Here is a 21,427-nt window from a genome sequence, read left to right as displayed (position 1 = left end):
GGCCAGAACCTGCTACGGCAGGATCTTCAGCGCCGTGTCCCAGTTGAAGTGGACATGCTCCGGATTGACCTGCAGGCCGGACACCAGGAGCATGATTGCCTCCAGCTCGCGCGCCCTGCGCAGCGGACCAACGTCGATCGGCCGCATGCCGCCCGCGGCCACCAGCGCGCTGATCTCCTCCTTGGCGCCCTCGGAGTCCCCGGCGATCAGCACGTCCAGCGGCTGCCCCGCGACAATGCCGGTCTCCAGCGTCCGGGCGAAGGTGGTGTTGAACGCCTTGACCACCTCGGACCGGCCGCCCAGCAGTTCCGCGACCTCCTCCGCCGCCGACTTTCCCGGCGCCGTGGTGAGCCTGTCCATGGTCGTGTAGTCCAGGGGGTTGCTGATATCGACGACGATCTTGCCGTCCATGGCGTCCGCATATTCGAGGATGACCGGCTTGGCCTGCCCGTGCGGCACGGCCAGCACCACGATCCTGGCCTCCAGCGGATTGCCGGCGTAGGCTCCGCTGGCTCCGGGGCCGAGGGACTCCACCAGGTCCCGCAGCTGCGTTCCGTTCCGGCCCAGGATCCGGACGGTGTTATTGCCCTTGAGCATCCGGATCGCGATACCCCGGGCCATGTGCCCGCTGCCGATGATGTCGATCACGGCCATCGTCAGAACCCTTCCGGCGGTCCAAATCGGCTGCCCTGAGCGGCAGCACGCAAGCATGCTATTACCGCCGGCCCGACACGGGTAGGGCACATCGGCCGGGTAAACGTGCCGCCGGACCGGCGCCGCCTCTGCCGCTGGCGCCCGGCGCGGGTTTATCGTTGCTTCCAAGCGTCCCGATCCCCAGGAGAGAGCCATGGAACCCCTCACCGTCGAAGGCGGCAAAGCCACCCTTGAACTCCGGGCCGACGGCATCCTCAACCTTAAGTGGGTCGCCGGCGTCCGGATCGAAGCCGACGACGCCCACGCAGCCATGCGCGCGGTCAACGAACTCTGCGGCGACAGCGAGCATCCCATGCTCGTTGACATGGCTACCACGGAGTCCGTCACCCGCGGAGGCCGCGCCGTCTTTTCCATCCCCTGCGCCGCCAACCGCATCGCGCTCCTCGGTAAATCGGCCGTCGACCGCGTGATCGCCAACTTCTTCCTCGGCGTCCACAACCCGCCCTGCCCCACCCGCTTCTTCACCTCCCGCCCGGAGGCCCTGAAGTGGCTGATGCAGGAGCTGAACGCGGTTCCGGACCAGGTAGCGGAGTGAACAGGCCGCGGGGCGCCGGGCTTTGGCGCTGACCTGCGCATTAACCACGGGACTTGTCGATGCGCAAGGGTACAAGGTAATTTGTCTGGAGTTTGCGCCCAAACGGTTGCCGCCTCCCGGCGGCAGCTGGGCGTCAAGCGCTTCCATCGCAGCCGAACAAAGTTGACCAAGATGAGCACCACCACCCTGGCCAAGAGAAACATCACCGCCTCCACCGTCGAGCAGGCCCACAGCGAGCTCAACGCCGTCGTGGAAGAGTTCCAGCGAGAGGCCGCCCTCCTCGGCCGCAGCGGCGTCCTCGTCACCAAGACCGGCCCCGGCCGGTTCACCGTCGAACTCAGCGACGACGTCCCCTACGGCTTCACCCACGAAACGGTCGCCCTCACCGCCGCCTGACCACCAGCGGCCGCGCAATACGCGCACTGACGACGGCGCCGCAGCGTCAGGATTCGAAGCCCGCCCCGCGCGGTCCTCGGTCACGCGGCCAGTCCGTCGCGGGCCCTTAGTAGAGGAAGACCGGGAGCCAGTCCCGGTTGTGCGCGTGCACCAGCGCGAGGAACAGCACGAAGTCGAAGATCAGGTGCACCGTGACCACGTAGGTCAGCGACTTCGTCAGCTTGAAGGTGTAGCCCTGCAGCAGCGCGAACGGAAACGTCAGCAGCGGGCCCCATGCCTGGTAGCCGATCTCCCACAGGAACGATGAGAAAACCACGGCCTGCAGGAGATTGGCCAGCCAGTACGGAAAGTGGTGCCGCAGCAACGCGAACGTGGTGCAGATGAAGAACAGTTCGTCCCAGATGCCTACGGAGTTCACGCCGAGGAAGAGCCGCCAGAAGATCGCGGGATCGGACGCATCCGGCCAGTTCAGGTAGACCCCCGTGCTGATCAGGTACACCGGCAGGATGAAATAGCCGAGCGCCACCACGCCAACCAGGTACAGCTTCGCGGCCGTCGGCCACTTGCGGCCGGTTCGGACCGGAAACCTGATGATCCTCTCGCGGTAGACGAACCGCGAGACCAGCCACGGCACCAGCACCGCCAGGGCAAGTGCGCCGCCCATCAGGGTCATGTGCCCGATGCTGAGGTCCGCGTTCAGCGGCACCAGGCTGATGATCACCATTCCCGCCGCGACCAGCGCCAGATGCCGCATGAATTCCCGGTCGACGAGTGCCGCCGCGACCAGGCTTGCCGCCAGCAGGCCGTAGCCGGCCGGGTCATTCCCGAATCCGAACAGCAGCACGCCGGAGGCCGACAGCAGCACCGCCGGCACCAGCTTCCAGCTCAGCGCGGTCCGCGGCGCTTCCGTCGAAATCGAGGTCACACCACCAGCATGCCAGCCCGGCGCCGCTGCGGACCTCTACATCGGTGCGGAGCCTGCATCACGGCGTCGCTATGCGCTACGCAGGAGTGATGCGTACAGGCAGGGACTCGAAGCCGCGCAGCACGTTGTGCAGGATCGGCACGGGTGCGCCGTCGGGCTCGATGGCTGCCACGCGCTGCAGCAGTTCCTGAAGGACGATCTCCATCTCCAGGCGGGCGATGGGCTGCCCGACGCACTGATGCAGCCCCATGCCGAACGCCACGTGACCGGAGGCGCTGCGGTCCAGGTCAAAGTCGTCGGCGTTGTCACCCCACTTGCGCGGGTCGCGGTTGGCTGCGCCGACAAAGACCAGGACCTTGGCACCGGCGGGCAGATGGACTCCGCCGAGCACCGTGTCAACCGCTACGGTGCGGTGGAACTTCTGGAAGGGCGATTCGAGACGCAGTGCCTCGTCCACCGCGAACTTGGCCAGCTTCGGGTTCTCGCGCAGCCGGGCCCAGGCCTCGGGGTAGCGGGCCAGCACGGAGAGTGTGTTGCCGATGCCGAAGATGGTGGTGTCCACACCCGCGGAGAGAAGGGCGCGCACCAGCAGAGTGGCCTGCTGTTCCGTGATCAGCCCGTCCGCGACGCGGTCCCAGATCCTCGCGCCGAAGCCGGTGTCGTTGAGGTTCTCCCGTTCGCAGTTCCGCATGACGGCGGCCGCGTGCTCATCGCCGTGCGCAAAGGCCTGCTTGAAGATGTAGTTCTCGGGGCCGAAGGCATTGAAGACCATGTTGCCGTACGGGAGCAGGTGCTCGCGGCCTTCGTCAGGAATGCCGACGGCGTCGGGAAAAACGCGCAGCGGGTACTTTTCCGCAAGGTCCGTGATGGCGTCGAACCGGTCGCGCTGCGCCAGCTGCTCCGTCAGCTCGATGGCCGGCGGGGTGAAGGGTTCGCGAAGGGCGCGGACGGTTCCCGGGTTGATCACCCCGGTCAGCGCGCGCCGCATGACGGTATGGATGGGCGGATCGGACTCCAGGATGCTCGGCGGGCGCCAGCCGGAGTCCTGGCGGATGTCGCGGGGTCCCAGTCCGCCGGAGGAGATGTAGGTTTCGAAATCGGTAAGGACTTCATAAACCTCTTCGTACCCGGCGACGGCGTAGCTTCCCGTGGCCTCGAGGTAGGAAACCGCTCCCGCGTCGCGGAGTTTCGCGAGGAACGGATACGGATCGAGGAGGTTGGCGGTTTCGAACGGGTCGTCGCCCAGAACGTTGGCTTCGTGCGTGGTGGCGGTCATTGGGGATGCTCCTGGTTGCGTAGGCGTTGTCGAGGGGGCGCGGCGGCTAAAGGTCGAGGACCAGCCGCGGGCAGCCGGCGGCGGCGCGCGAGACGCAGACGAGCATGACTTCGCCGGCCTCCTTGTCTTCCTCGGTCAGCACCGCGTCGCGGTGCTCCGGCTCGCCCGAGATGATCTGGGTTTCGCAGGTTCCGCATAGCCCGCCCCGGCAGGAGGAGAGCACGCGGACGCCGACCTCTTCGACGGCTTCAAGGATGGTCTTGTCGTTCGGCACGGTGACCGTGGTTCCGGTGCGCGCGAGTTCCACCTCGAACGGCTCGTTGGCGGCGCCGGCTCCCAGGCTGGAGGCGACGAAGCGTTCCGTGTGCAGGGCACCGGGCGGCCAGCCCATGCAGCGTTCCTCGATGGCTCCGAGCATCCCGCCGGGACCGCAGGCGTAGACCAGCATGTGGGCCCGAGGCATGCCGAGGATCCCGTCCAGGTCCAGGCGGCCGACCTCGTCCTCGGCAACGATGCGGACCCGGTCCGCGCCGTAGCGGTCCTCCAGCTGCTGCGCGAAGGCCATGGTCTTCCGGCTGCGGCCGCCGTAGATCAGAGTCCACTCCCTGCCGGCGCGGTCGGCGGCTTCCATCATCGGCATGAGCGGGGTGATTCCGATGCCGCCCGCGATGAAGAGGTAGCGCCGGGAGTCGCGAAGCGGGAAATTGTTGCGCGGTTCGGAGATGGTCAGCCGCGTGCCGGCCAGCAGGGCGTGGACGGCTTTCGAACCGCCGCGGGAGTCCGGGACGTGCAGCACGCCGATCCGCAGGTGGTCCAGCTCCTCCGGGGAGGAACACAGCGAGTACTGGCGGACCAGGCCATCGCCCACGTGGACGTCGATGTGGGCTCCGGGCTGCCATGGCTGGAACGGCTGGCCGTCCGTGCGGCGCAGGACCAGGGAGACTACTTGGTCCGCCACGATCTCAACCGTGTCGACGACGGCCTCGATAGTTGCTCCTGCAGATGCAGTCATGGGGTTCTCGCTTCCTTGTATTGCTTTGCCTGCCCGGCCGGGGCAGGAGTCTAGAGGTCCAGGCCCAGGCGCTTGCGGTCGCGCTGCTGGTTGATGAAGAGTACGGAGAGGATGCCGATGCCCAGCATCATGGCGCCCGTGAGGAGGAACGCGTTCTCGTAGCCGGCGGCGGCGCTGGAGGCCGATCCGACCAGCATCCCGACGATGGCCGGGGCCAGGAGTCCGCCGCTGCTCAGGACGGCGTTGCTGTACTGCAGCATGGCGCCGCGCTGGCCGATGGTGGTGGTCTCGGCGACGACCAGGTACGTCAGGGCGAAGGTGGCCGGTGCCGTGCCGAAGCCGAACATGAAGCACACGATGGCCAGGACCGGCTGCGCGGCCATGGTGCCGGCGAGCACCATGGCCCCGGAAAACAGGGCCGCGGACCCCAGCACGACACCGCGCGAGTAGCGGGACGGCATGCCGCGGCGGGCCAGCCGCTCCGTCAACCAGCTCAGCCCCACGGTCGCGGCGGCACCCCAGATGGCCGGCAGCGCGATCAGGGATCCGGCTTGTTGGGTGCCCAGGCCCATGACGTTCTCGAAGTAGGCCGGCAGCCAGGTCATGGCGACGGTGAAGGTCCAGTAGCCGAGGAAGGCCGCAAGGACCGAGAGCACCCAGCTGGGCGTGGCGATCGAACGCCAGTAGGAGACCCTGTGGTCGGCCGCGGACAGCGCGTGCTCCTCGGCGGGCGCCGGTGTGGTCCCCTCGATCCGGTGTTCCTCGCGGATGGAGGTGTAGGGACCCTCCTTGCCGACGAAGAACCAGACGGCTGCCCAGGCCACGCCGATCAGCGCGAGGAAGATGAAGGTGGCCTTCCAGCCGAACTCCGCGGTGATCCAGGCGAGCACCGGAGCGAAGACCACAATGCCCAAGGTCACGCCCGAGGAGGCCACCGCGGCGGGCGTGGCGCCCTTGGCGCTGGGGAACCACTTGTACACGGCGTGCATGGTGATCGGCGCCAGCGGCCCTTCGCCCGCGCCCAGCAGGACCCGGCTGAACCACAGTGCCGGCAGGGTCGCGAAGACGAAGATGGGCACCTGGGCGATCGACCACACAAGGCAGAGGGCCAGCAGGATCCACTTGGAGCTGACCCGGTTGGCAATGGGCGCAGCCGCCAACTGGGCGACGCCGAAGAGGATGAAGACGGCGCTGCCCAGCAGTCCGAAGGTCCCGGGGCTGATGCCCAGGTCCCGCATCAGGGGAACCGCGACGATGCCCAGGATCGCCTTGTCCGCCCAGCTGATCATCATCAGGACCAGCAGGAACCCGGTGATGGTCCAGCCGCGGCGGGAACGGCGCCGGGCGTCCCAGAGCGCCGGATCGGCAGGATCAGCCGCCGTCTCCCTTGCCTGCTGGGGTGCGTGAATCGCCATGGAAATCCTGTCTGCCGTGACGGTCGTCTACCGGGGTTGTGACGTGAAATACGCCTATTCGATGGTAGGTGGCCCACAACACAGATGCAGAGCCGGTTTCCATCCAATGGAAAGGATCCGGTCTATTGCGGCCACTGCTCGGTTCCGAGCCGCCGGGCGATGCCCCGGGCGGCGATCTTGAGCACCGGCACCACGGCGCCAAGCGACGCCGGCCGGCTCTTCGTCACGACGCCGAGGGCGGCAGCCACCTGGTTGTTCGGCAGGAATACCGGCACGGCCAGCCCATAGTTGTCCGGCCCCGCCTCTTCGTCCGTGGTGGCGTAGCCGTTGGCCCGGACCCGCTCGATTTCGGCGGCCAGAACCCGTGCGTTGGTGATGGTCCGCGGCGTCAGCGGCTCCAGCTTTCCGACGGCGGAAGCCAGCAGTTCCTCGGGGCCGTAGGCGAGCATGATCTTGCCGGCCGCGCTGGCGTGCAGTGGAAGCCGCGCTCCCACCCGGCGGAAGGGCGCCCCGGCTCCTGTCCCGGACATCCGCTCGACGAGCAGGACCTCCTGCCCGTCCAGGATGAACAGGTTCACCACGTTCTGGGTCACGAAGAGGACATCCTGCATGAAGGGAGCGGCCACTTCGGCGATGTTTTGCCGGGCGGGCGCCAACAGGCCCAGCCGCCAGATCCGCTGGCCCACGCGGTACTCGCCGCGGCGCTTTTCCAGGCCGCCCCAGGCAACAAGTTCCCCTGCCAGCCGGTGCGCCGTAGCCACCGGCAGGCCGGCCCGGCGGGCCATCGCGCTAAGGGTCTGGACGGAGTGCTGGGAATCGAAGGTGCCGAGCAGCGCCAGCGCACGGGACGTCACACTGCCGGCGGACGGGGAGGCGCCCTCGTCATTCCGTTCCGGCGCCGGGGTTTCGGACCGCGGGCGCGCGCCACGTCCACGCGGGGCAGCATTGGCCATCGCAGCATTCCTCCCAACCGGGGCCGGGGACGGGCCCCTCGCCGTCCCAAGCCATTTTAAGGCCCGATGCCGGAACCACCCCGCGCGGCAGGTGCGGTCCCGGCGTCGTACCGGCGAAAAGAACCTCAGACGGCCTGCGCGGCGAAAACCGATCCGCGGTAGGCCGCCAAGCCCCCGTCCACCCGGATGTCCGACCCGTTGACCCAGGCGGACTCGGGGCGCAGCAAGAAGTCGATGACGAGGGCGATGTCGTCGGGCTCGCCGAAGCGGCCCACCAAGGCGCCGGCGCCCTCGACCTTGTCGCGGCCGTGGTCCTGCTTGAAGTCCTCGAGGATCGGCGTGGCCACCGGGCCGGGGCTGACGCTGTTCACGCGGATGTGCCGCTGGAGGAGCTCGGCGGCCAGGTGTTCGGTGAGGAACCGGACGCACTGCTTCGAGAAGAGGTAGGACTCGCCGGTGATTTCCCCGTCGGCAGCGACCGAGTCGAGCGCCGCTTCCTGGTCCTCGGCCAGCGCGAACTGCGCGCAGCGGTCCTTCACCGTGCGCCACTGCACGCCCACGTTGGAGGCAAGGTTGACCACGGCAGCACCCTCGCCCATGAGGGGGGCCAAGGCGCGGACCAGTCCTCGGACGCCGAAGACGTTGACGGAAAGCACCGTCCGCCAAGGAGCCGTACCGGGGACGCCGGCGATGTTGGCCAGGCCCGCGATGCCCTGGGGGGCCGCCTCGGCTACGGCCGCGGCCACGGCGTCGATGCCGGCCTGGGTGGAGAGGTCCGCCTGGACGAAGGTGCCGCTGAAGGACGCCGAAGGATTCCGGTCGACGCCGATCAGGGGGACGCCGCGCTCCGCCAGGACCTGCGCCGTGCGGGCCCCGATCCCGGAGGAGACACCGGTCAGGACGATGGGCAGCTGGTTTTCGGACATGGCGCTCCTTGGTGGTACGTGACGGGCTTCACTCCATGGTGGCAAGTGTGAAGCGGTACGGGCGGGTGCCTTTCCATTGGACGGAAAGGCATCGTGGGGATTGTGATGCGGACCATGACACTTAAACGAAGCCCCCACTCGGCCCGAAAGGACGAAGCCATGACGGCAAGCCACTACGATGTACTGGATCCGGCGACCCTTGAACTCGTGGGCCAGGCTCCCGAGCAGACCGGACAGGACGTCGAGCACGCCGTTGCCGCCGCCCGCGCTGCCGCACCCGGCTGGAGTGCCGACCGCGAGGCCCGCCGCAGTGCGCTTCGGGCCGGCGCCGCCTTGATCCGCCGCGACCTGGACCGTTTGTCCACGCTGCTCTCGCGGGAACAGGGCAAGCCCAAGGCTGACGCCGCCGGCGAGTTTACCGTGGCCGCCGGTCTCTTCGAATACTACGCCGACCTGGCATGGGACGAGGTGGAGCCGCTGCCGCCGCGCGCCGACCGGACCTTGGAGGTGCAGTACCGCCCCGTGGGCACGGTGGGCACCATCACTCCCTGGAACTTCCCCATCTCGCTGCTGAGCGTGAAGCTGGCCCCGGCCCTGGTCGCCGGATGTACCGTGGTCGCGAAGCCTTCGCCGTCGACGCCGCTGTCTACTATCGCGCTGGTCGACCTGCTCAACGAGGTGCTGCCGGCCGGGGTGCTGCAGGTCCGCACCAGTTCCCGCCGCACGGTCAATGTAGCGCTGAGCACCTCCCCCGGCATTCGCAAGATCTCCTTCACGGGGTCCACCGACGTGGGCATCTCGATCGCACAGCAGGCCGCACCGACAGTCAAGCGGGTCACCATGGAGCTGGGCGGGAACGATCCGGCCATCGTGCTCGATGACGCCGACATCGAAACCACCGCCCGCGGCATCGTCGGCAGCGCATTCCGCAACGCCGGCCAGGTCTGCATGGCCGTCAAGCGCGTCTACGTGCCGCGCAGCCGCAGCAAGGAACTGTCCGAGGCCGTCGCCGCCGAGGCAGCCCGCCTCGTCCTCGGCCATGGCATCGCGGAGGGCACCACCATGGGCCCTATGCACAACGAATCGCAGCTCAAACTGGTCCGCGGCCTCGTGGACTCGGCGGTTGGCGCCGGCGCGCGCGTGATCACCGGCGGCAACCCTGGCTGCGACCTCCCCGGCTATTTCCTCTCCCCCACCGTGGTGGTCGACGCGGAACCGGGCATGGACCTCGTGGAGCAGGAGCAATTCGGCGCGGCGCTGCCCATCGTCGCCTATGACGACCTGGACGCGACGATTGCCCGGCTCAACGGCGGCGAGTTCGGGCTCGGTGCCTCCGTCTGGAGCCCCGACCATGTACGCGCGCACGGCGTCGCATCACGCATTGAGGCCGGCACGGTCTGGATCAACCAGCACACCCTGGTGGAGCCGGATGCCCCGTTCGGCGGCTGGAAGTCTTCCGGCCTCGGCCGCGAGCGGGGGCGCTGGGGACTTGAGGAATACCTGGAAACCCGCGTCATCAACGCCCGCCCCCACGCCTGACCCGCACTCTTTCGAAGGACTTATCTTGAGCGTCGAACTGATCACCCTCGGCACGGCCGCCGGACCGGCCATCCGCGGACCGGAAAACGGAATCTCCAGCGCCCTTGTCGTTGGCGATGCCTTCTACATGGTGGACTTCGGAATGGGCTGTTCCCGGGCGGCCCATGAGGCCGGGCTTCGGGGCAAAGACTTCACGGCCGGGTTCGTCACCCACCTGCACTCGGACCATGTTGTGGAGCTGCCCGGCTTCCTGCTGTGGAACTGGGGCGCGCCCGTCGACGGTTTCACCGCACCGGTATCGATCCTGGGCCCGGGGAAGGATGCCACCCGCCCGGACGGCGCCGCCCTCTCCGGCACCAGCGATCTGGTCTCGCACGTCCTCCAGGCCTTCTCCTATGACATCGACATCCGGGTCCACGACGAGGCCCGCCCGGATCCCGCGGCCCTGCTGCGGACCGTGGATCTGGATACGCCGGCCGAGGGATCCCCCGCCGCCGCGCTCCCCTTCGACGTGTACGAAGACGACAGGGTGAAGGTCACGGGCATCCTCGTGGAGCATCCGCCGGTCCGCCCGGCGCTGGCCTTCCGCTTCGATACCGACGCCGGGTCGGTGGTCTTCTCCGGTGACACCGCCGAATGCGACGCCCTCGCGGTCCTCGCCGCCGGGGCGGACGTCCTGGTCCACGAAGCCGTCAACCTGGACTTCTATGCCGGCAAGGGCTTCGCCCCGGAATTCCTGAACCACCAGCGGATCTCGCACACTCCGCCCGAAGGTGCCGGGCGCGTGGCGGCCGCCGCCGGAGTCGGACGCCTGGTGCTTTCGCACCTGGCCGGCCGGGCCGAGCCGGAGTGGTGGCGCACCCGAGCGGCCTCCACCTTCGACGGCCCCGTCGACGTTGCCGTGAGCGGCCGACGCTTCGGCATCGGCAGCCCCGTCCTGAGCCTCGCGTAGGAGTACCGCGCCCGCTCCTCGCGTAAGGACCGCTTTGCCGCCGCCGCCCGCCACCGCCTCCGCCTCTGCCTCTGCCTCTGCCGGGCAAATAACGACGACGGACGCCGCCTGGCTCGCCGTGCTCGCGTCCGGCATCGCCGCGGCCATGCACATCTGGAAGCTTCCCGCCGCCTTGGCCGGAATCCAGGCCGACCTTGGTACCACGCTCGTCCAGGCCGGCCTGCTGCTGGGCATCATCCAGGTCGCGAGCATGGTGGGCGGACTGGCCACGGCAGTAGGCGGCGAGATGCTGGGACTCCGGCGGCTGCTTCTGTCCGGCCTGGTCCTGCTGAGCGCCGCCTCGGCGTTGGGCGCGGCTGCCACGGACACCTACCTGCTCATGGCGGCGCGCACCCTCGAAGGCGTTGGCTTCCTGCTCGCCGTCGTCGTTGCTCCTGCCCTGATCCGCAGGCTGGCGCCGCCTCGCCGGCTGAACCTGGCGCTGGCCAGCTGGGCGACCTTCCACGGTATGGCCACCCTCGTGGGACTCTCCGCCGGCGCACTGTTCCTGCTGGCGGGCGATTGGCGCCAGTGGTGGCTGGTGATGGCCGCGGTCACCCTGCTCCCGGTGCCCCTCCTGCTGCGCCAGGTACCGAAAGATCCGCCGCCGGCCGATGCCGGGCTGCGCGCTGCCCTCCGGCGGGTGTACCGCACCGTCACCACCGGAAGGCCCTGGCTCACCGGCATTGTCTTCGCCTGCTACACCGCCCAGTGGATGGCTGTCATCGGCTTCCTGCCCGCTATTTACCGGTCGGCCGGGCTCGCGGGCCCGTGGCCGGGCCTGTTGAGCGCTTTCGTGGGAGGCGTGAATGCCATCGGCGCAGTTAGTGCGGGCCCCCTCCTGCAACGCGGGCTGTCGGAGCGGTGCATTGCCTCCTGGGCTTTCCTCGCCATTTCGGCGGCCTCCCTGGCCACCTTCGCGATCGAGTGGGAAGGGCAGGACAACGGCCTCGTCATCCAAATCGTCCTCATCGCCACCTTCTCGGCGATCGGTGGCCTCATTCCCGCCGCCCTGACCCGCTACTCCGTTCGCATCGCGCCTCGTGACGGGTCCGACACCGCCGTCCTCGGGCTGACCCAGCAGATCTTCAACGTTGGCAACTTCCTCGGCCCGATGCTCCTCGCCCTACTCGCCACCCAGGCCGGTGGCTGGCACACCGCCTGGTGGTTTACGTGCGGACTGAGCCTGTTGGGGATGCTTCTCCTGGCATTCCTCGGGCAGAGGCGCCGCTGGAGCCGGCCATCCTAGAGTGCCGGGAAAAAGCCTTTCCATCTAACGGAAAGCGGGAATGTTAGGCCCATCACACCTTCATAGAGTCGGGGAAACGCCGTTGCAACAGGCAAAGGCATCCTCTCCTTCAACGATTGGCTTACCGTGTCAGCACCCACTCTTCCTGATGTCGCCGCAGGCCCGGCGAGTGCCCGCGACCCCCGCCATTGGTCAGCCGCCAAGCGCAATCGCTACGGCTGGTTCATCACTGTCAGCCTGCTTTTCCTGATGATGCTCAGCTGGGCGGACAAGGCGGTCCTCGGCATCGCCGCCGTTCCCTTGATGAAGGATCTCGGCATCACTCCGGAACAATTCGGCCTGGTCGGCAGCGCCATGTTCCTGACCTTCGGCATTGCGCAGCTCGTCGCCGCGCCGATTGCCAACAAGGTCTCCAGCAAATGGATTCTGCTGGTCCTGTGCCTCCTCTGGTCCATCGCCCAGGCCCCGATCCTCCTGTTCGCTTCTTTGCCCGCCCTCTGGGCCAGCCGCCTGCTGCTCGGTGCCGGCGAAGGCCCGCTCGCTCCGGTCCTGATGCACGGCATCTACAAGTGGTTCCCCGAGAAGAAGGGTGCCACCCCGGCAGCCCTGGCTTCCTCGGGTGTCACCCTTGGCATCGTTGCCTTCGCCCCGGTCCTGGCCTGGGTCATCGGGCAGTTCGGCTGGCAGACGGCCTTCGGGCTGCTGGCGGTCGTCGGCCTCATCTGGTCCGTTTTCTGGGTCATTACCGGAAAGGAAGGCCCCTACACCAGCCGCCAGGCCGAGCAGGAAATCGACGGCGTCCCGGCTGACGAGAAGCCGGTCCTGCTGGAAAACAAGGTCCGCTACTGGCGCACCATCCTCTCCCCCAGCTGGATCTTCGCCGTACTCGCCTCATTCTTCGGCTACTGGACCTTCACCCTGGCCATGTCCTGGGGTCCGGCCTACTTCCAGAACGTCCTCGGCTTCACCGGCCAGCAGTCGGGAACCATGATCGCCCTGCCCGCGGCGTGGGGTGCCATCGCTACGGTCGGGCTCAGCGCCCTGACCCAGCAACTCCACATCAAGGGCGTCCCGACCCGAAAGGCCCGCGGCTGGGTGCTCGGCATCTCGGCAACGGTCGCCGGCGCCTGCCTGGTCGGCGCGACGCTCGCCGCCTCTCCGGTCCTGTCCATTGCCCTCATGGTCGTCGGCTTCGGCACCGCCCCTGCCTTGTTCGCCATCACCTACCTCGTCGTCGCAGAGCTGACCACTATCGCCCAGCGCGGCGCCAACCTGTCGATCGCCAACGCGGTCCTCACCAGTGGCGGCGTGTTCGCGCCGGCCGTATCCGGCTTCCTCATCGGCGGCGCGACGGCGCCCGCTGACGGCTACAGGGCCGCTTTTGCCCTCGCCGGCGGCCTCATGTTCACCTTCGGCATCCTCGCGCTGCTGTTCGTCAACCAGCAGCGCGACCGCCGGCGGCTCGGCCTGGATGCCGCCCAAGCTCCAGCTCCGATGGCCCAAGCCGTCCAGGCCCAGCTCCTGGACGAAGCGAAGGTCGCTCCTTAGGCAAGGGGCCGCATTTCGAACAGGAACGGCGTGGCGGACGATCTGTCCGCCACGCCGTCGCGGCAGTGGCCCAATGTTCCGGTTAGTGCATGGGGGTTCCGGTTAGTACACGGGCTTTGACGCTGCGCCTGCACAAGTACCAGCGCCGGCAGGGCCAACGAGGGGGCTGGAAGCCGGTGATTCACTCCCCCGGCAGGTTTCGCAATAGTCTGGCCAGATGAAGACAGGCACCGCGAAGTCCGGCGACAGGGCAGACAGGCAGACGCGGATTCTCGACGCGGCCATGGACCTGCTGTCCCGCCATGGGATCTCGGGCGTCAACATGCGCGCCGTGGCCCGCGAGGCCGGCGTCGCGCTGGGGCTTGTGAACTACTACTACGAGGACAAGGCGAGCCTGATCCGGGCAGCACTCAAGCGCGTCGACGAGCACGACGTCGCGCTGGTCGCGCCCGACCCTGCGTCTCCGCCGCAGGAGCGGCTCATCAAGGCCCTTCGGGACGTTGCCGACCCGGCGTTGCTGACTAGGCCATACCTGTCCCTGCGCCTCCACCTTTGGGCCCTCGCCAAGGCCAATGAGGACTTTGCGGCGATCAACGACGCCGCGTTCGAACGGTATGTCGCCGGGCTCGCCGCCCTGATCGGCGATGCCAGACCCGAGCTGTCCGCCGAAGAATGCAGGAAGCGGGCCGACGACATCGTGGTCGTGCAGAACGGGGTATGGCTGACGGCCCTGCTCGGCATGGACAGGGCCGCCACCGAGCGGAGCATTAGCCGCACGGAAGAGATCGCGTTCGCCTCGTAGCGCTTTGCCGGGCGCGCCATTCGGGCCTTCCCGGCGGGGCGGCAGTGCCCGCACAGACCTTCGGTTTCACGTCATTCAGCAGCTCCTCCATGGGCACAGATCGGCTTAATTTATCTTGAACAACTGTTCAATTCTAGTCTTGAACACTTGTTCAATCTCAACTAGCCTGCTCTGCATGGCCTATTCGCGGCAGGCAACGCAACACTGATGCCTCCCGCCACCCCTGACCCGGACGGAGGATCCTACTTTCACGGGACGCTCCCCTACGAGCGGCACTTCCCCATCAAGCGAGTGATGTTTACCACCTTTTAGATGTGCTATGCGCGCGCCGGCGTCCCGGTTTCCACCGTTGCCAGCGTCGGGATTTGGCCCCGATGAGCCTGTGGAAATCAGCGAGACCGCGACCAGCACCAGCTATCGATGCGAGGTACGAGACCGATATGAGCACTCCGCCCGAGACCGTCGAGCCCCGGCTCGACGAAGCAAAAAGCCAGCTTCCTGCGCCCGGCACCGCCCCGGCTCTGCCCGGGCCCGAGCCCGACCCCGAACCTCGGACGCGGGTCAACAAGACCGTCTTCATCGGCTCGGCAGCCGGCGTCCTCGGCATCGCACTCTGGGCCATCCTGGACCGCGAGTCCGCGGACGCCGTGATCGGCTCCGCGGTGACCTGGGTGGGCGAGACGTTCGGCTGGTGGTACTCGCTGATCGTCGTCGCCGTCCTGGCCTTCGTCGTCTTCGTGGCGCTGAGCAGGGTGGGCAGGACCCGCCTCGGCCCGGACCATTCCCGGCCGACCTTCAACATGTTCACCTGGACGGCGATGCTCTTCGCCGCCGGCATCGGCATCGACCTGATGTTTTTCTCGGTGGCGGAGCCGGTGACGCAGTACCTGGCTCCGCCGACGGGCGAGGGCTCCTCGGTCGAAGCCGCCCGGCAGGCCATGGTCTGGACCCTGTTCCACTACGGCATCCTCGGCTGGGGCCTCTACGCCCTGATGGGGCTGGCCCTGGGCTACTTCGCTTTCCGGCACAACCTGCCGCTGAGCATCCGCTCCGCCCTGTACCCGATCCTGGGCAAGCGCATCCACGGCCCGCTGGGACACGCCGTCGACATCGCGGCCCTGCTCGGCACGATCTTCGGCATCGCGACCAGCCTGGGCATCGGCGTGGCGCAGCTCAACTACGGCCTGAGCTTCCAGTTCGGCATCCCGGAGAACACGTTCGTCCAGATCGTCCTGATCGCCGTCGCCGTGGTGATGGCGACCGTCTCGGTGCTCACCGGCGTCGAAAAAGGCATCCGCCGGCTGTCCGAACTCAACATCATCCTGGCGATCGCGCTGATGGTCTTCGTTCTGGTCACCGGGTCCACGCGCTTCCTCTTCGACGGCATCGTGAACAACATCGGCGACACCCTGTCCCGCTTCCCGTCGATGGCCCTCGACACCTTCGCCTACGACCGGCCGGACGAGTGGCTCAACGGCTGGACGCTGTTCTTCTGGGCCTGGTGGATCGCCTGGGCTCCGTTCGTGGGGCTGTTCCTGGCGCGTATCTCGCGCGGCCGCACCCTGCGCGAGTTCGTGTTCGGCGTGCTGGTAGTGCCGTTCGCGTTCATCCTGCTGTGGATCTCGATCTTCGGCAACAGCGCCCTCGAGGTGGTCATGGGCGGCAACACCGAATTCGGCGAAATGGCGATGAGCCACCCGGAGCGCGCGTTCTACGGACTCCTCGAGCAGTACCCCATGGCCCCGCTGAGCGCAGCCATCGCCACCTTCACCGGGCTGCTGTTCTACGTCACCAGCGCCGATTCGGGCGCGCTCGTCATGAGCAACTTCAGCTCCCACCTGAAGGACGCGGACTCGGACGGCCCCAAGTGGCTGCGCGTCTTCTGGTCCGTCGCCACCGGCCTGCTGACCCTGGGCATGCTGCTGGTCGGCGGGGTGCCCACGCTGCAGAGCGCCACCGTGATCATGGGGCTTCCCTTCTCCGTGGTGCTGGTCTTCATCATGCTGGGCCTCTACAAGGCGCTGCGGCTGGAGACCGCGCTGGCCGACAGCTACCAGGCGGGCCTGCACTCGGTCCTGAACTCGCGCACCAACACGGCCGGCAGTCCCCGCCGCGGCTGGCGCCACCGGCTCGCGCGGGCGATGGACTTCCCGGGCCAGCCGCAGGCCCAGCGCTTCGTCCGCGGGACGGCGGTCCCGGCGCTGGACGAGGTGCGCGCCGATCTCTGCGCCCGCGGCCTGAAGGCCACATTGGAGACGAGCACGGTCGAGGCCTTCGGGATCGACACTGCCGACCTCTGCGTGGAGCTCGACGGCGAGCGCACCTTCAAGTACCAGATCTTCCCGGTCCAACGGGCCGTCCCGTCGCACGCACGGTCCACCGCGGCCTGCGAGAAGTACTACCGCATCGAGGTGTTCTCGCTCGAGGGCAGCCATGGCTACAACCTCATGGGCTACAGCAAGGACGAGGTCATCGCCGACGTGCTGGACCACTACGAGGTGCACCTGGAGTTCCTGCACCAGCACCGCGACACGCTGCCCTACAGCACCGTCGCCGAGAACGTCCCGCCCAAGGCGGACTGGGAAACCGACTACAAGACGGTCGACGAACCCGTCGACGCACCAGCAAAGGAGACACCTTGACCGCTACCGCCTCCACCCTGTTCATCAACGGCGCCTGGCAGCCGGCCGCCTCAGGCGCGGTGCGCGAGATCCGGAACCCGGCCGACGGCGAACTCGTCGCCACGGTGTCCGAGGCCGGCCGCGAGGACGCCGAGCGCGCCATCGCTGCGGCCCGCGCCGCCTTCGACTCCGGTGTCTGGGCCTCCGTTCCGGCACCCGAGCGCGGCGCCTTCCTGCTCAAGGTCGCCGCGGAACTGCGCGAGCGCCGGGAGAAGTTCGCCCGCGCCGAGTCCCTGGACACCGGCAAGCGGATCATCGAAAGCCGCATCGACATGGACGACATCGCGGCCTGCTTCGAATACTTCGGCAGGATCGCCGGACAGGACGCTGGCCGCGTGGTCGATGCCGGGGACCCCGCCGTCGTCAGCAGGATCGTGTACGAGCCGGTGGGCGTCTGCGGCATGATCACGCCGTGGAACTACCCGCTGCTGCAGGCGGCGTGGAAGATCGCGCCCGCGCTGGCGGCCGGCTGCACCTTCGTGCTCAAGCCCTCCGAGCTCACCCCGTCCACCTCGGTCCTGGCCATGCAGCTGCTGCAGGACCTGGGCCTGCCGGACGGCGTCGCCAACCTGGTGACCGGACCCGGCGCGGAGGCGGGCGCACCGCTCTCGGAACACCCCGACGTCGACCTCGTCTCCTTTACCGGCGGCCTGGAGACCGGCAAGCGCATCGCCGCGGCCGCGGCCGGCACCGTGAAGAAGGTGGCGCTGGAGCTCGGCGGCAAGAACCCCAACGTGGTGTTCGCCGACGCGGACTTCGACGCCGCCGTCGACAATGCCCTGAACGGCGCGTTCGTGCACTCCGGGCAGGTCTGCTCTGCCGGCGCTCGGCTGGTGGTCGAGGAATCGATCGCCGGACGCTTCGTCGACGAGCTGGTCCGCCGGGCGCAGGAGATCCGCCTCGGCGGCCCGTTCGACGAGGCCGCCGAGACCGGGCCGCTGATTTCGGCCGCGCACCGCGACAAGGTCCACGCCTACGTCCAGCGCGGAGTGCAGGAGGGCGCGCGGCTGCGCTGCGGCGGCGCGGCGCCCGAAGGGGACAAGTACGACGGCGGTTTCTACTACCAGCCGACCGTCCTGGACCGCGTCCAGAGGGGAATGTCCGTCGTCGTGGACGAGGCCTTCGGCCCGGTGGTCACGGTGGAGACCTTCCGCACCGAGGACGAGGCCGTCGCGACCGCCAACGACACCATCTACGGGCTGGCCGGCGCGGTCTGGACCCAGGACGCCGGCAAGGCGCAGCGCGTGGCCGGGCGGCTGCGGCACGGCACCGTCTGGATCAACGACTTCCATCCCTACCTTCCGCAGGCCGAGTGGGGCGGCTTCGGCCAGTCCGGCGTCGGCCGCGAACTCGGCCCGACCGGCCTGGCCGAATACCAGGAGGCCAAGCACATCTACCAGAACACCAACCCGCAGGTGACCGGCTGGTTCGCTGACCACGGCAAGGAGAACTAGATGCACATCGACAACATTGAGAACCTGACCGAGCGCGAGTTCGACTACATCGTCGTCGGCGGCGGGTCCGCCGGCGCCGCCGTCGCCGCCCGGCTGAGCGAGGATCCCGCCGTGACCGTGGCGCTGGTGGAGGCCGGCCCGGACGACCGCAGCATCCCCGAGGTGCTGCAGCTGGACCGCTGGATGGAGCTGCTGGAATCGGGCTACGACTGGGACTACCCGATCGAGCCGCAGGAGAACGGCAACTCCTTCATGCGCCACGCCCGTGCCAAGGTCATGGGCGGCTGCTCCAGCCACAACTCCTGCATCGCTTTCTGGGCCCCGCGTGAGGACCTGGACGAGTGGGAGGCCAAGTACGGCGCCACCGGCTGGAACGCCGAGGCGGCCTGGCCGCTGTACAAGCGGCTGGAAACCAACGAGGACGCGGGCCCGGACGCGCCGCACCACGGAGACTCCGGCCCCGTGCACCTGATGAACGTGCCCCCGAAGGATCCGACCGGCGTCGCGCTCCTGGACGCCTGCGAGCAGGCCGGCATCCCGCGCGCGAAGTTCAACACCGGCACCACCGTGGTCAACGGCGCCAACTTCTTCCAGATCAACCGGCGCGCGGACGGCACCCGCTCCTCCAGCTCGGTCTCCTACATCCACCCGATCGTCGAGCGGGAGAACTTCACCCTGCTCACCGGCCTGCGCGCCCGCCAGCTGGTGTTCGACGCGGACAGGCGCTGCACCGGCGTCGACATCGTGGACTCCGCCTTCGGCCGCACCCACCGGCTGACGGCGCGCAATGAAGTCGTGCTCTCCACCGGCGCGATCGATACGCCGAAGCTGCTGATGCTCTCCGGCATCGGCCCCGCCGCGCACCTCGCCGAGCACGGCATCGAGGTCCTGGTCGACTCCCCCGGCGTCGGCGAGCACCTGCAGGACCACCCGGAAGGCGTGGTGCAGTTCGAGGCCAGGCAGTCAATGGTCGCCGAGTCCACGCAGTGGTGGGAGATCGGCATCTTCACCCCCACCGAGGACGGCCTGGACCGCCCCGACCTGATGATGCACTACGGTTCCGTGCCGTTCGACATGAACACCCTGCGGCATGGCTACCCCACCACGGAGAACGGCTTCAGCCTCACCCCGAACGTCACGCACGCCCGCTCCCGCGGCACCGTCCGGCTGCGCAGCCGCGACTTCCGCGACAAGCCCATGGTCGATCCGCGCTACTTCACCGACCCTGAGGGCCACGACATGCGCGTCATGGTCGCCGGCATCCGCAAGGCCCGCGAAATCGCCGCCCAGCCCGCCATGGCGGAATGGACCGGCCGCGAGCTCTCCCCCGGCGTCGAGGCGCAGACCGACGAGGAGCTGCAGGACTACATCCGCAAGACGCACAACACCGTCTACCACCCCGTCGGCACCGTGCGCATGGGCGCGGTCGAGGACGAAATGTCCCCGCTCGATCCCGAGCTGCGGGTCAAGGGCGTCTCCGGCCTGCGCGTCGCCGACGCCTCGGTCATGCCCGAGCACGTGACCGTCAACCCCAACATCACCGTCATGATGATCGGCGAGCGCTGCGCGGACCTCATCCGCTCCGCCCGCGCCGGCGAAACAACGACGGCGGACGCCGAGCTGAGCGCGGCCCTCGCCTAAGCGGGAACGGCCAGCCAAGGGGCCTGCCTGGACCACCAGGCGGGCCCCGCGCGTCGGGTCAACCGCGAGGTCGCTACGAACGCCGGCGGCGGAAGCACTTACGCTTCCGCCGCCGGCGTTTTACATCGGGCTTGCAGTGGTCTGGTCGGCTAGGCCGAAGGCGTTCCGGAGGCCTGTTGGACCGCGACGGACAGTCCGCCGGCCAGCCGCTGCAGCGTGCCGGCGGTGATGGCAGTGTAGGCCGGGATCTCGTCGGGGTAGATGTACTCGTTCCGGGCATGGGCGCCGTTGCCCACCGCGCCTAGGCCGCACAGGACCGGGACGCCGAGGGCGGAGACGAAGTTGGCGTCGCTGCCGCCGCCCACCGAGGCGGTTTCCAGCTGCCGGCCCTGCTCCAGGGCCGCGCTGCGGACAACCTCGAGGAGCCCGGCGCTGGCTTCCGTCAGCGTCATGGGCGGCCGGTTCCAGTAGTGGTCGATCTTGACCGAAACCCGCGGATCGCTGAGCCGGATGGCGTCGAATTCCCGGTCCACGCGCTGCATTTCCTCATCGGACTCGATCCGGATGTCGATCTCGGCGACGGCCAGGCCGGCCGAGACGTTGGTTCCGGAGCCTCCCCTGACCAGGCCGACGTTGATCGAGGTGCCCCGGGACAGATCCTGGATGCGCGTGGCCGCCGTGATGAACTCGGCCAGCGCGTGGATGGCGCTGGCACCCGCGGTCGGATTCAGCCCCGCGTGGGCCTCCACCCCGGTGACGGTGGCCGTGAAGATCCCGATACCCTTTCGGCCCGTCTTGACCGCGCCGTCCTGCGTGGGCTCGAGGACCAGCACCGCGTCCGCCTCGGCAGCGGCGGCTTCGATGAAGGGGCGGGAGGCCCTCGATCCGGGCTCCTCGTCGCCGTTGAAGAGATAGGTGACGGTCGGGTGTTCGAGGCCCTGCTCGCGCAGGAGCTTCAGGGCCCAGATGCCCTGCACCAGGCCGGTTTTCATGTCGAAGATGCCCGGCCCGCTGACCGTTTCGCGGCCGCCGGCGTCGGTCCGGCGGGTGACCGGCCAGCCGGCGAGGGTGCCGGTGGGCCAGACGGTGTCGTAGTGCCCGATGATCAGGACGTGACCCGGACCCGTGCCGCGGTAAGTCATGCGCAGCACGCTGCCGAAGTCGCCGCCGTCGTCCGTTACCTCTCCCTCGGGTTCGCCGAGGTGGCCTACGACCAGCGCGCGAAGCTGCGCCAGTCCCAGCTCCAGCGCGGCGAGGTCGGCGCTGTAGGTCTCGGTTTCGACCAGGCCGATGATGTCGTCCAGCATGGATTCGCGGCTGCGCTGCGCCACTTCGAGCAGGGATGGCACGGTGGGTCTCCTTGTTGTTAG

18 protein-coding genes are annotated in these 21,427 nt (G+C 68.4%); 10 read left to right on the top strand and 8 right to left on the bottom strand.

The features are described from left to right. Positions 1–12 precede the first annotated feature (12 nt). A complete protein-coding gene (locus tag AHIS1636_RS08410; RefSeq protein ID WP_264795380.1) occupies positions 13–654 on the bottom strand; it encodes an NADPH-dependent F420 reductase in 642 nt (213 codons plus the stop codon). A 193-nt stretch (positions 655–847) separates the two neighbouring features. Here AHIS1636_RS08410 and AHIS1636_RS08405 point away from each other — a divergent pair, with 193 nt between their 5' ends. Both AHIS1636_RS08405 and AHIS1636_RS08400 read left to right on the top strand, forming a co-directional pair. Then, positions 848–1,249 (top strand): DUF7793 family protein, encoded by a 402-nt coding sequence (locus tag AHIS1636_RS08405; protein WP_264795379.1) that lies wholly within the window; start codon positions 848–850, stop codon positions 1,247–1,249. Positions 1,250–1,420: 171 nt separating this feature from the next. Next, a complete protein-coding gene (locus tag AHIS1636_RS08400) occupies positions 1,421–1,645 on the top strand; it encodes a hypothetical protein (RefSeq protein WP_264795378.1) in 225 nt (74 codons plus the stop codon). A 106-nt stretch (positions 1,646–1,751) separates the two neighbouring features. Here the strand turns inward: AHIS1636_RS08400 and AHIS1636_RS08395 are convergent, their stop codons facing one another. The 6 genes from AHIS1636_RS08395 to AHIS1636_RS08370 form a co-directional block, all read right to left on the bottom strand. Further along, positions 1,752–2,570 (bottom strand): CPBP family intramembrane glutamic endopeptidase, encoded by an 819-nt coding sequence (locus AHIS1636_RS08395; RefSeq protein WP_264795377.1) that lies wholly within the window; start codon positions 2,568–2,570, stop codon positions 1,752–1,754. 76 nt (positions 2,571–2,646) lie between these two features. Continuing rightward, positions 2,647–3,846: a cytochrome P450 gene (locus AHIS1636_RS08390; RefSeq protein WP_264795376.1), complete on the bottom strand. Its 1,200-nt coding sequence runs from the start codon at positions 3,844–3,846 to the stop codon at positions 2,647–2,649. A 46-nt stretch (positions 3,847–3,892) separates the two neighbouring features. Then, on the bottom strand, positions 3,893–4,858 hold the full coding sequence (locus AHIS1636_RS08385) for a PDR/VanB family oxidoreductase (RefSeq protein WP_264795375.1): 966 nt from the start codon (positions 4,856–4,858) through the stop codon (positions 3,893–3,895). A gap of 50 nt (positions 4,859–4,908) precedes the next feature. Beyond that, the gene (locus AHIS1636_RS08380; RefSeq protein WP_264795374.1) at positions 4,909–6,273 is read right to left on the bottom strand and encodes an MFS transporter; all 1,365 of its coding nucleotides are present in this window, start codon (positions 6,271–6,273) and stop codon (positions 4,909–4,911) included. 122 nt (positions 6,274–6,395) lie between these two features. After that, complete coding sequence (locus AHIS1636_RS08375) at positions 6,396–7,226, bottom strand: IclR family transcriptional regulator (RefSeq protein ID WP_264795373.1); 831 nt, start codon at positions 7,224–7,226, stop codon at positions 6,396–6,398. 125 nt (positions 7,227–7,351) lie between these two features. Further along, positions 7,352–8,152, bottom strand: coding sequence for an SDR family oxidoreductase (locus tag AHIS1636_RS08370; protein ID WP_264795372.1), 801 nt, complete (start codon positions 8,150–8,152; stop codon positions 7,352–7,354). A 159-nt stretch (positions 8,153–8,311) separates the two neighbouring features. Here AHIS1636_RS08370 and AHIS1636_RS08365 point away from each other — a divergent pair, with 159 nt between their 5' ends. The 8 genes from AHIS1636_RS08365 to AHIS1636_RS08330 all read left to right on the top strand — a co-directional run bounded on the left by AHIS1636_RS08365 (position 8,312) and on the right by AHIS1636_RS08330 (position 20,057). Further along, entirely contained in the window at positions 8,312–9,691 is a 1,380-nt protein-coding gene (locus AHIS1636_RS08365) for an aldehyde dehydrogenase family protein (protein ID WP_264795371.1), read from the top strand. 25 nt (positions 9,692–9,716) lie between these two features. After that, the gene (locus AHIS1636_RS08360) at positions 9,717–10,643 is read left to right on the top strand and encodes an MBL fold metallo-hydrolase (protein ID WP_264795370.1); all 927 of its coding nucleotides are present in this window, start codon (positions 9,717–9,719) and stop codon (positions 10,641–10,643) included. 34 nt (positions 10,644–10,677) lie between these two features. Then, positions 10,678–11,931 carry an MFS transporter gene (locus AHIS1636_RS08355; RefSeq protein ID WP_264795369.1) on the top strand — a complete coding sequence of 418 codons (1,254 nt, stop codon included), beginning with the start codon at positions 10,678–10,680 and terminating at the stop codon, positions 11,929–11,931. A gap of 126 nt (positions 11,932–12,057) precedes the next feature. Continuing rightward, positions 12,058–13,479, top strand: coding sequence for an MFS transporter (locus AHIS1636_RS08350; protein ID WP_264795367.1), 1,422 nt, complete (start codon positions 12,058–12,060; stop codon positions 13,477–13,479). A gap of 217 nt (positions 13,480–13,696) precedes the next feature. Beyond that, positions 13,697–14,281, top strand: coding sequence for a TetR/AcrR family transcriptional regulator (locus AHIS1636_RS08345; protein ID WP_264795366.1), 585 nt, complete (start codon positions 13,697–13,699; stop codon positions 14,279–14,281). A gap of 440 nt (positions 14,282–14,721) precedes the next feature. Beyond that, positions 14,722–16,923, top strand: a complete 2,202-nt coding sequence (betT, locus tag AHIS1636_RS08340; protein WP_264795365.1) for a choline BCCT transporter BetT — start codon at positions 14,722–14,724, stop codon at positions 16,921–16,923. Further along, on the top strand, positions 16,920–18,416 hold the full coding sequence (locus AHIS1636_RS08335; RefSeq protein WP_264795364.1) for an aldehyde dehydrogenase family protein: 1,497 nt from the start codon (positions 16,920–16,922) through the stop codon (positions 18,414–18,416). Before betT ends, AHIS1636_RS08335 begins: the two co-directional genes overlap by 4 nt. Further along, positions 18,417–20,057 carry a GMC family oxidoreductase gene (locus AHIS1636_RS08330; protein WP_264795363.1) on the top strand — a complete coding sequence of 547 codons (1,641 nt, stop codon included), beginning with the start codon at positions 18,417–18,419 and terminating at the stop codon, positions 20,055–20,057. Between the two features lie 149 nt (positions 20,058–20,206). Here the strand turns inward: AHIS1636_RS08330 and AHIS1636_RS08325 are convergent, their stop codons facing one another. Next, positions 20,207–21,406, bottom strand: a complete 1,200-nt coding sequence (locus tag AHIS1636_RS08325; protein WP_264795362.1) for a M20 family metallopeptidase — start codon at positions 21,404–21,406, stop codon at positions 20,207–20,209. Positions 21,407–21,427: the final 21 nt, after the last annotated feature.

The organism is Arthrobacter mangrovi (assembly GCF_026011795.1).
Lineage (GTDB): Bacteria > Actinomycetota > Actinomycetes > Actinomycetales > Micrococcaceae > Crystallibacter > Crystallibacter mangrovi.
Note: the sequence above shows the minus strand (reverse complement) of the source record. Positions and strands in the feature narration are given on the sequence as shown.

Coding starts and splice junctions, on each gene's coding strand:
- AHIS1636_RS08345 (WP_264795366.1), top strand. CDS start 13,697: ATGAAGACAGGCACCGCGAAGTCCGGCGACAGGGCAGACAGGCAGACG.
- AHIS1636_RS08400 (WP_264795378.1), top strand. CDS start 1,421: ATGAGCACCACCACCCTGGCCAAGAGAAACATCACCGCCTCCACCGTC.
- AHIS1636_RS08375 (WP_264795373.1), bottom strand. CDS start 7,226: ATGGCCAATGCTGCCCCGCGTGGACGTGGCGCGCGCCCGCGGTCCGAA.
- AHIS1636_RS08390 (WP_264795376.1), bottom strand. CDS start 3,846: ATGACCGCCACCACGCACGAAGCCAACGTTCTGGGCGACGACCCGTTC.
- AHIS1636_RS08405 (WP_264795379.1), top strand. CDS start 848: ATGGAACCCCTCACCGTCGAAGGCGGCAAAGCCACCCTTGAACTCCGG.
- AHIS1636_RS08330 (WP_264795363.1), top strand. CDS start 18,417: ATGCACATCGACAACATTGAGAACCTGACCGAGCGCGAGTTCGACTAC.
- AHIS1636_RS08410 (WP_264795380.1), bottom strand. CDS start 654: ATGGCCGTGATCGACATCATCGGCAGCGGGCACATGGCCCGGGGTATC.
- AHIS1636_RS08370 (WP_264795372.1), bottom strand. CDS start 8,152: ATGTCCGAAAACCAGCTGCCCATCGTCCTGACCGGTGTCTCCTCCGGG.
- AHIS1636_RS08365 (WP_264795371.1), top strand. CDS start 8,312: ATGACGGCAAGCCACTACGATGTACTGGATCCGGCGACCCTTGAACTC.
- AHIS1636_RS08380 (WP_264795374.1), bottom strand. CDS start 6,273: ATGGCGATTCACGCACCCCAGCAGGCAAGGGAGACGGCGGCTGATCCT.
- AHIS1636_RS08385 (WP_264795375.1), bottom strand. CDS start 4,858: ATGACTGCATCTGCAGGAGCAACTATCGAGGCCGTCGTCGACACGGTT.
- betT (WP_264795365.1), top strand. CDS start 14,722: ATGAGCACTCCGCCCGAGACCGTCGAGCCCCGGCTCGACGAAGCAAAA.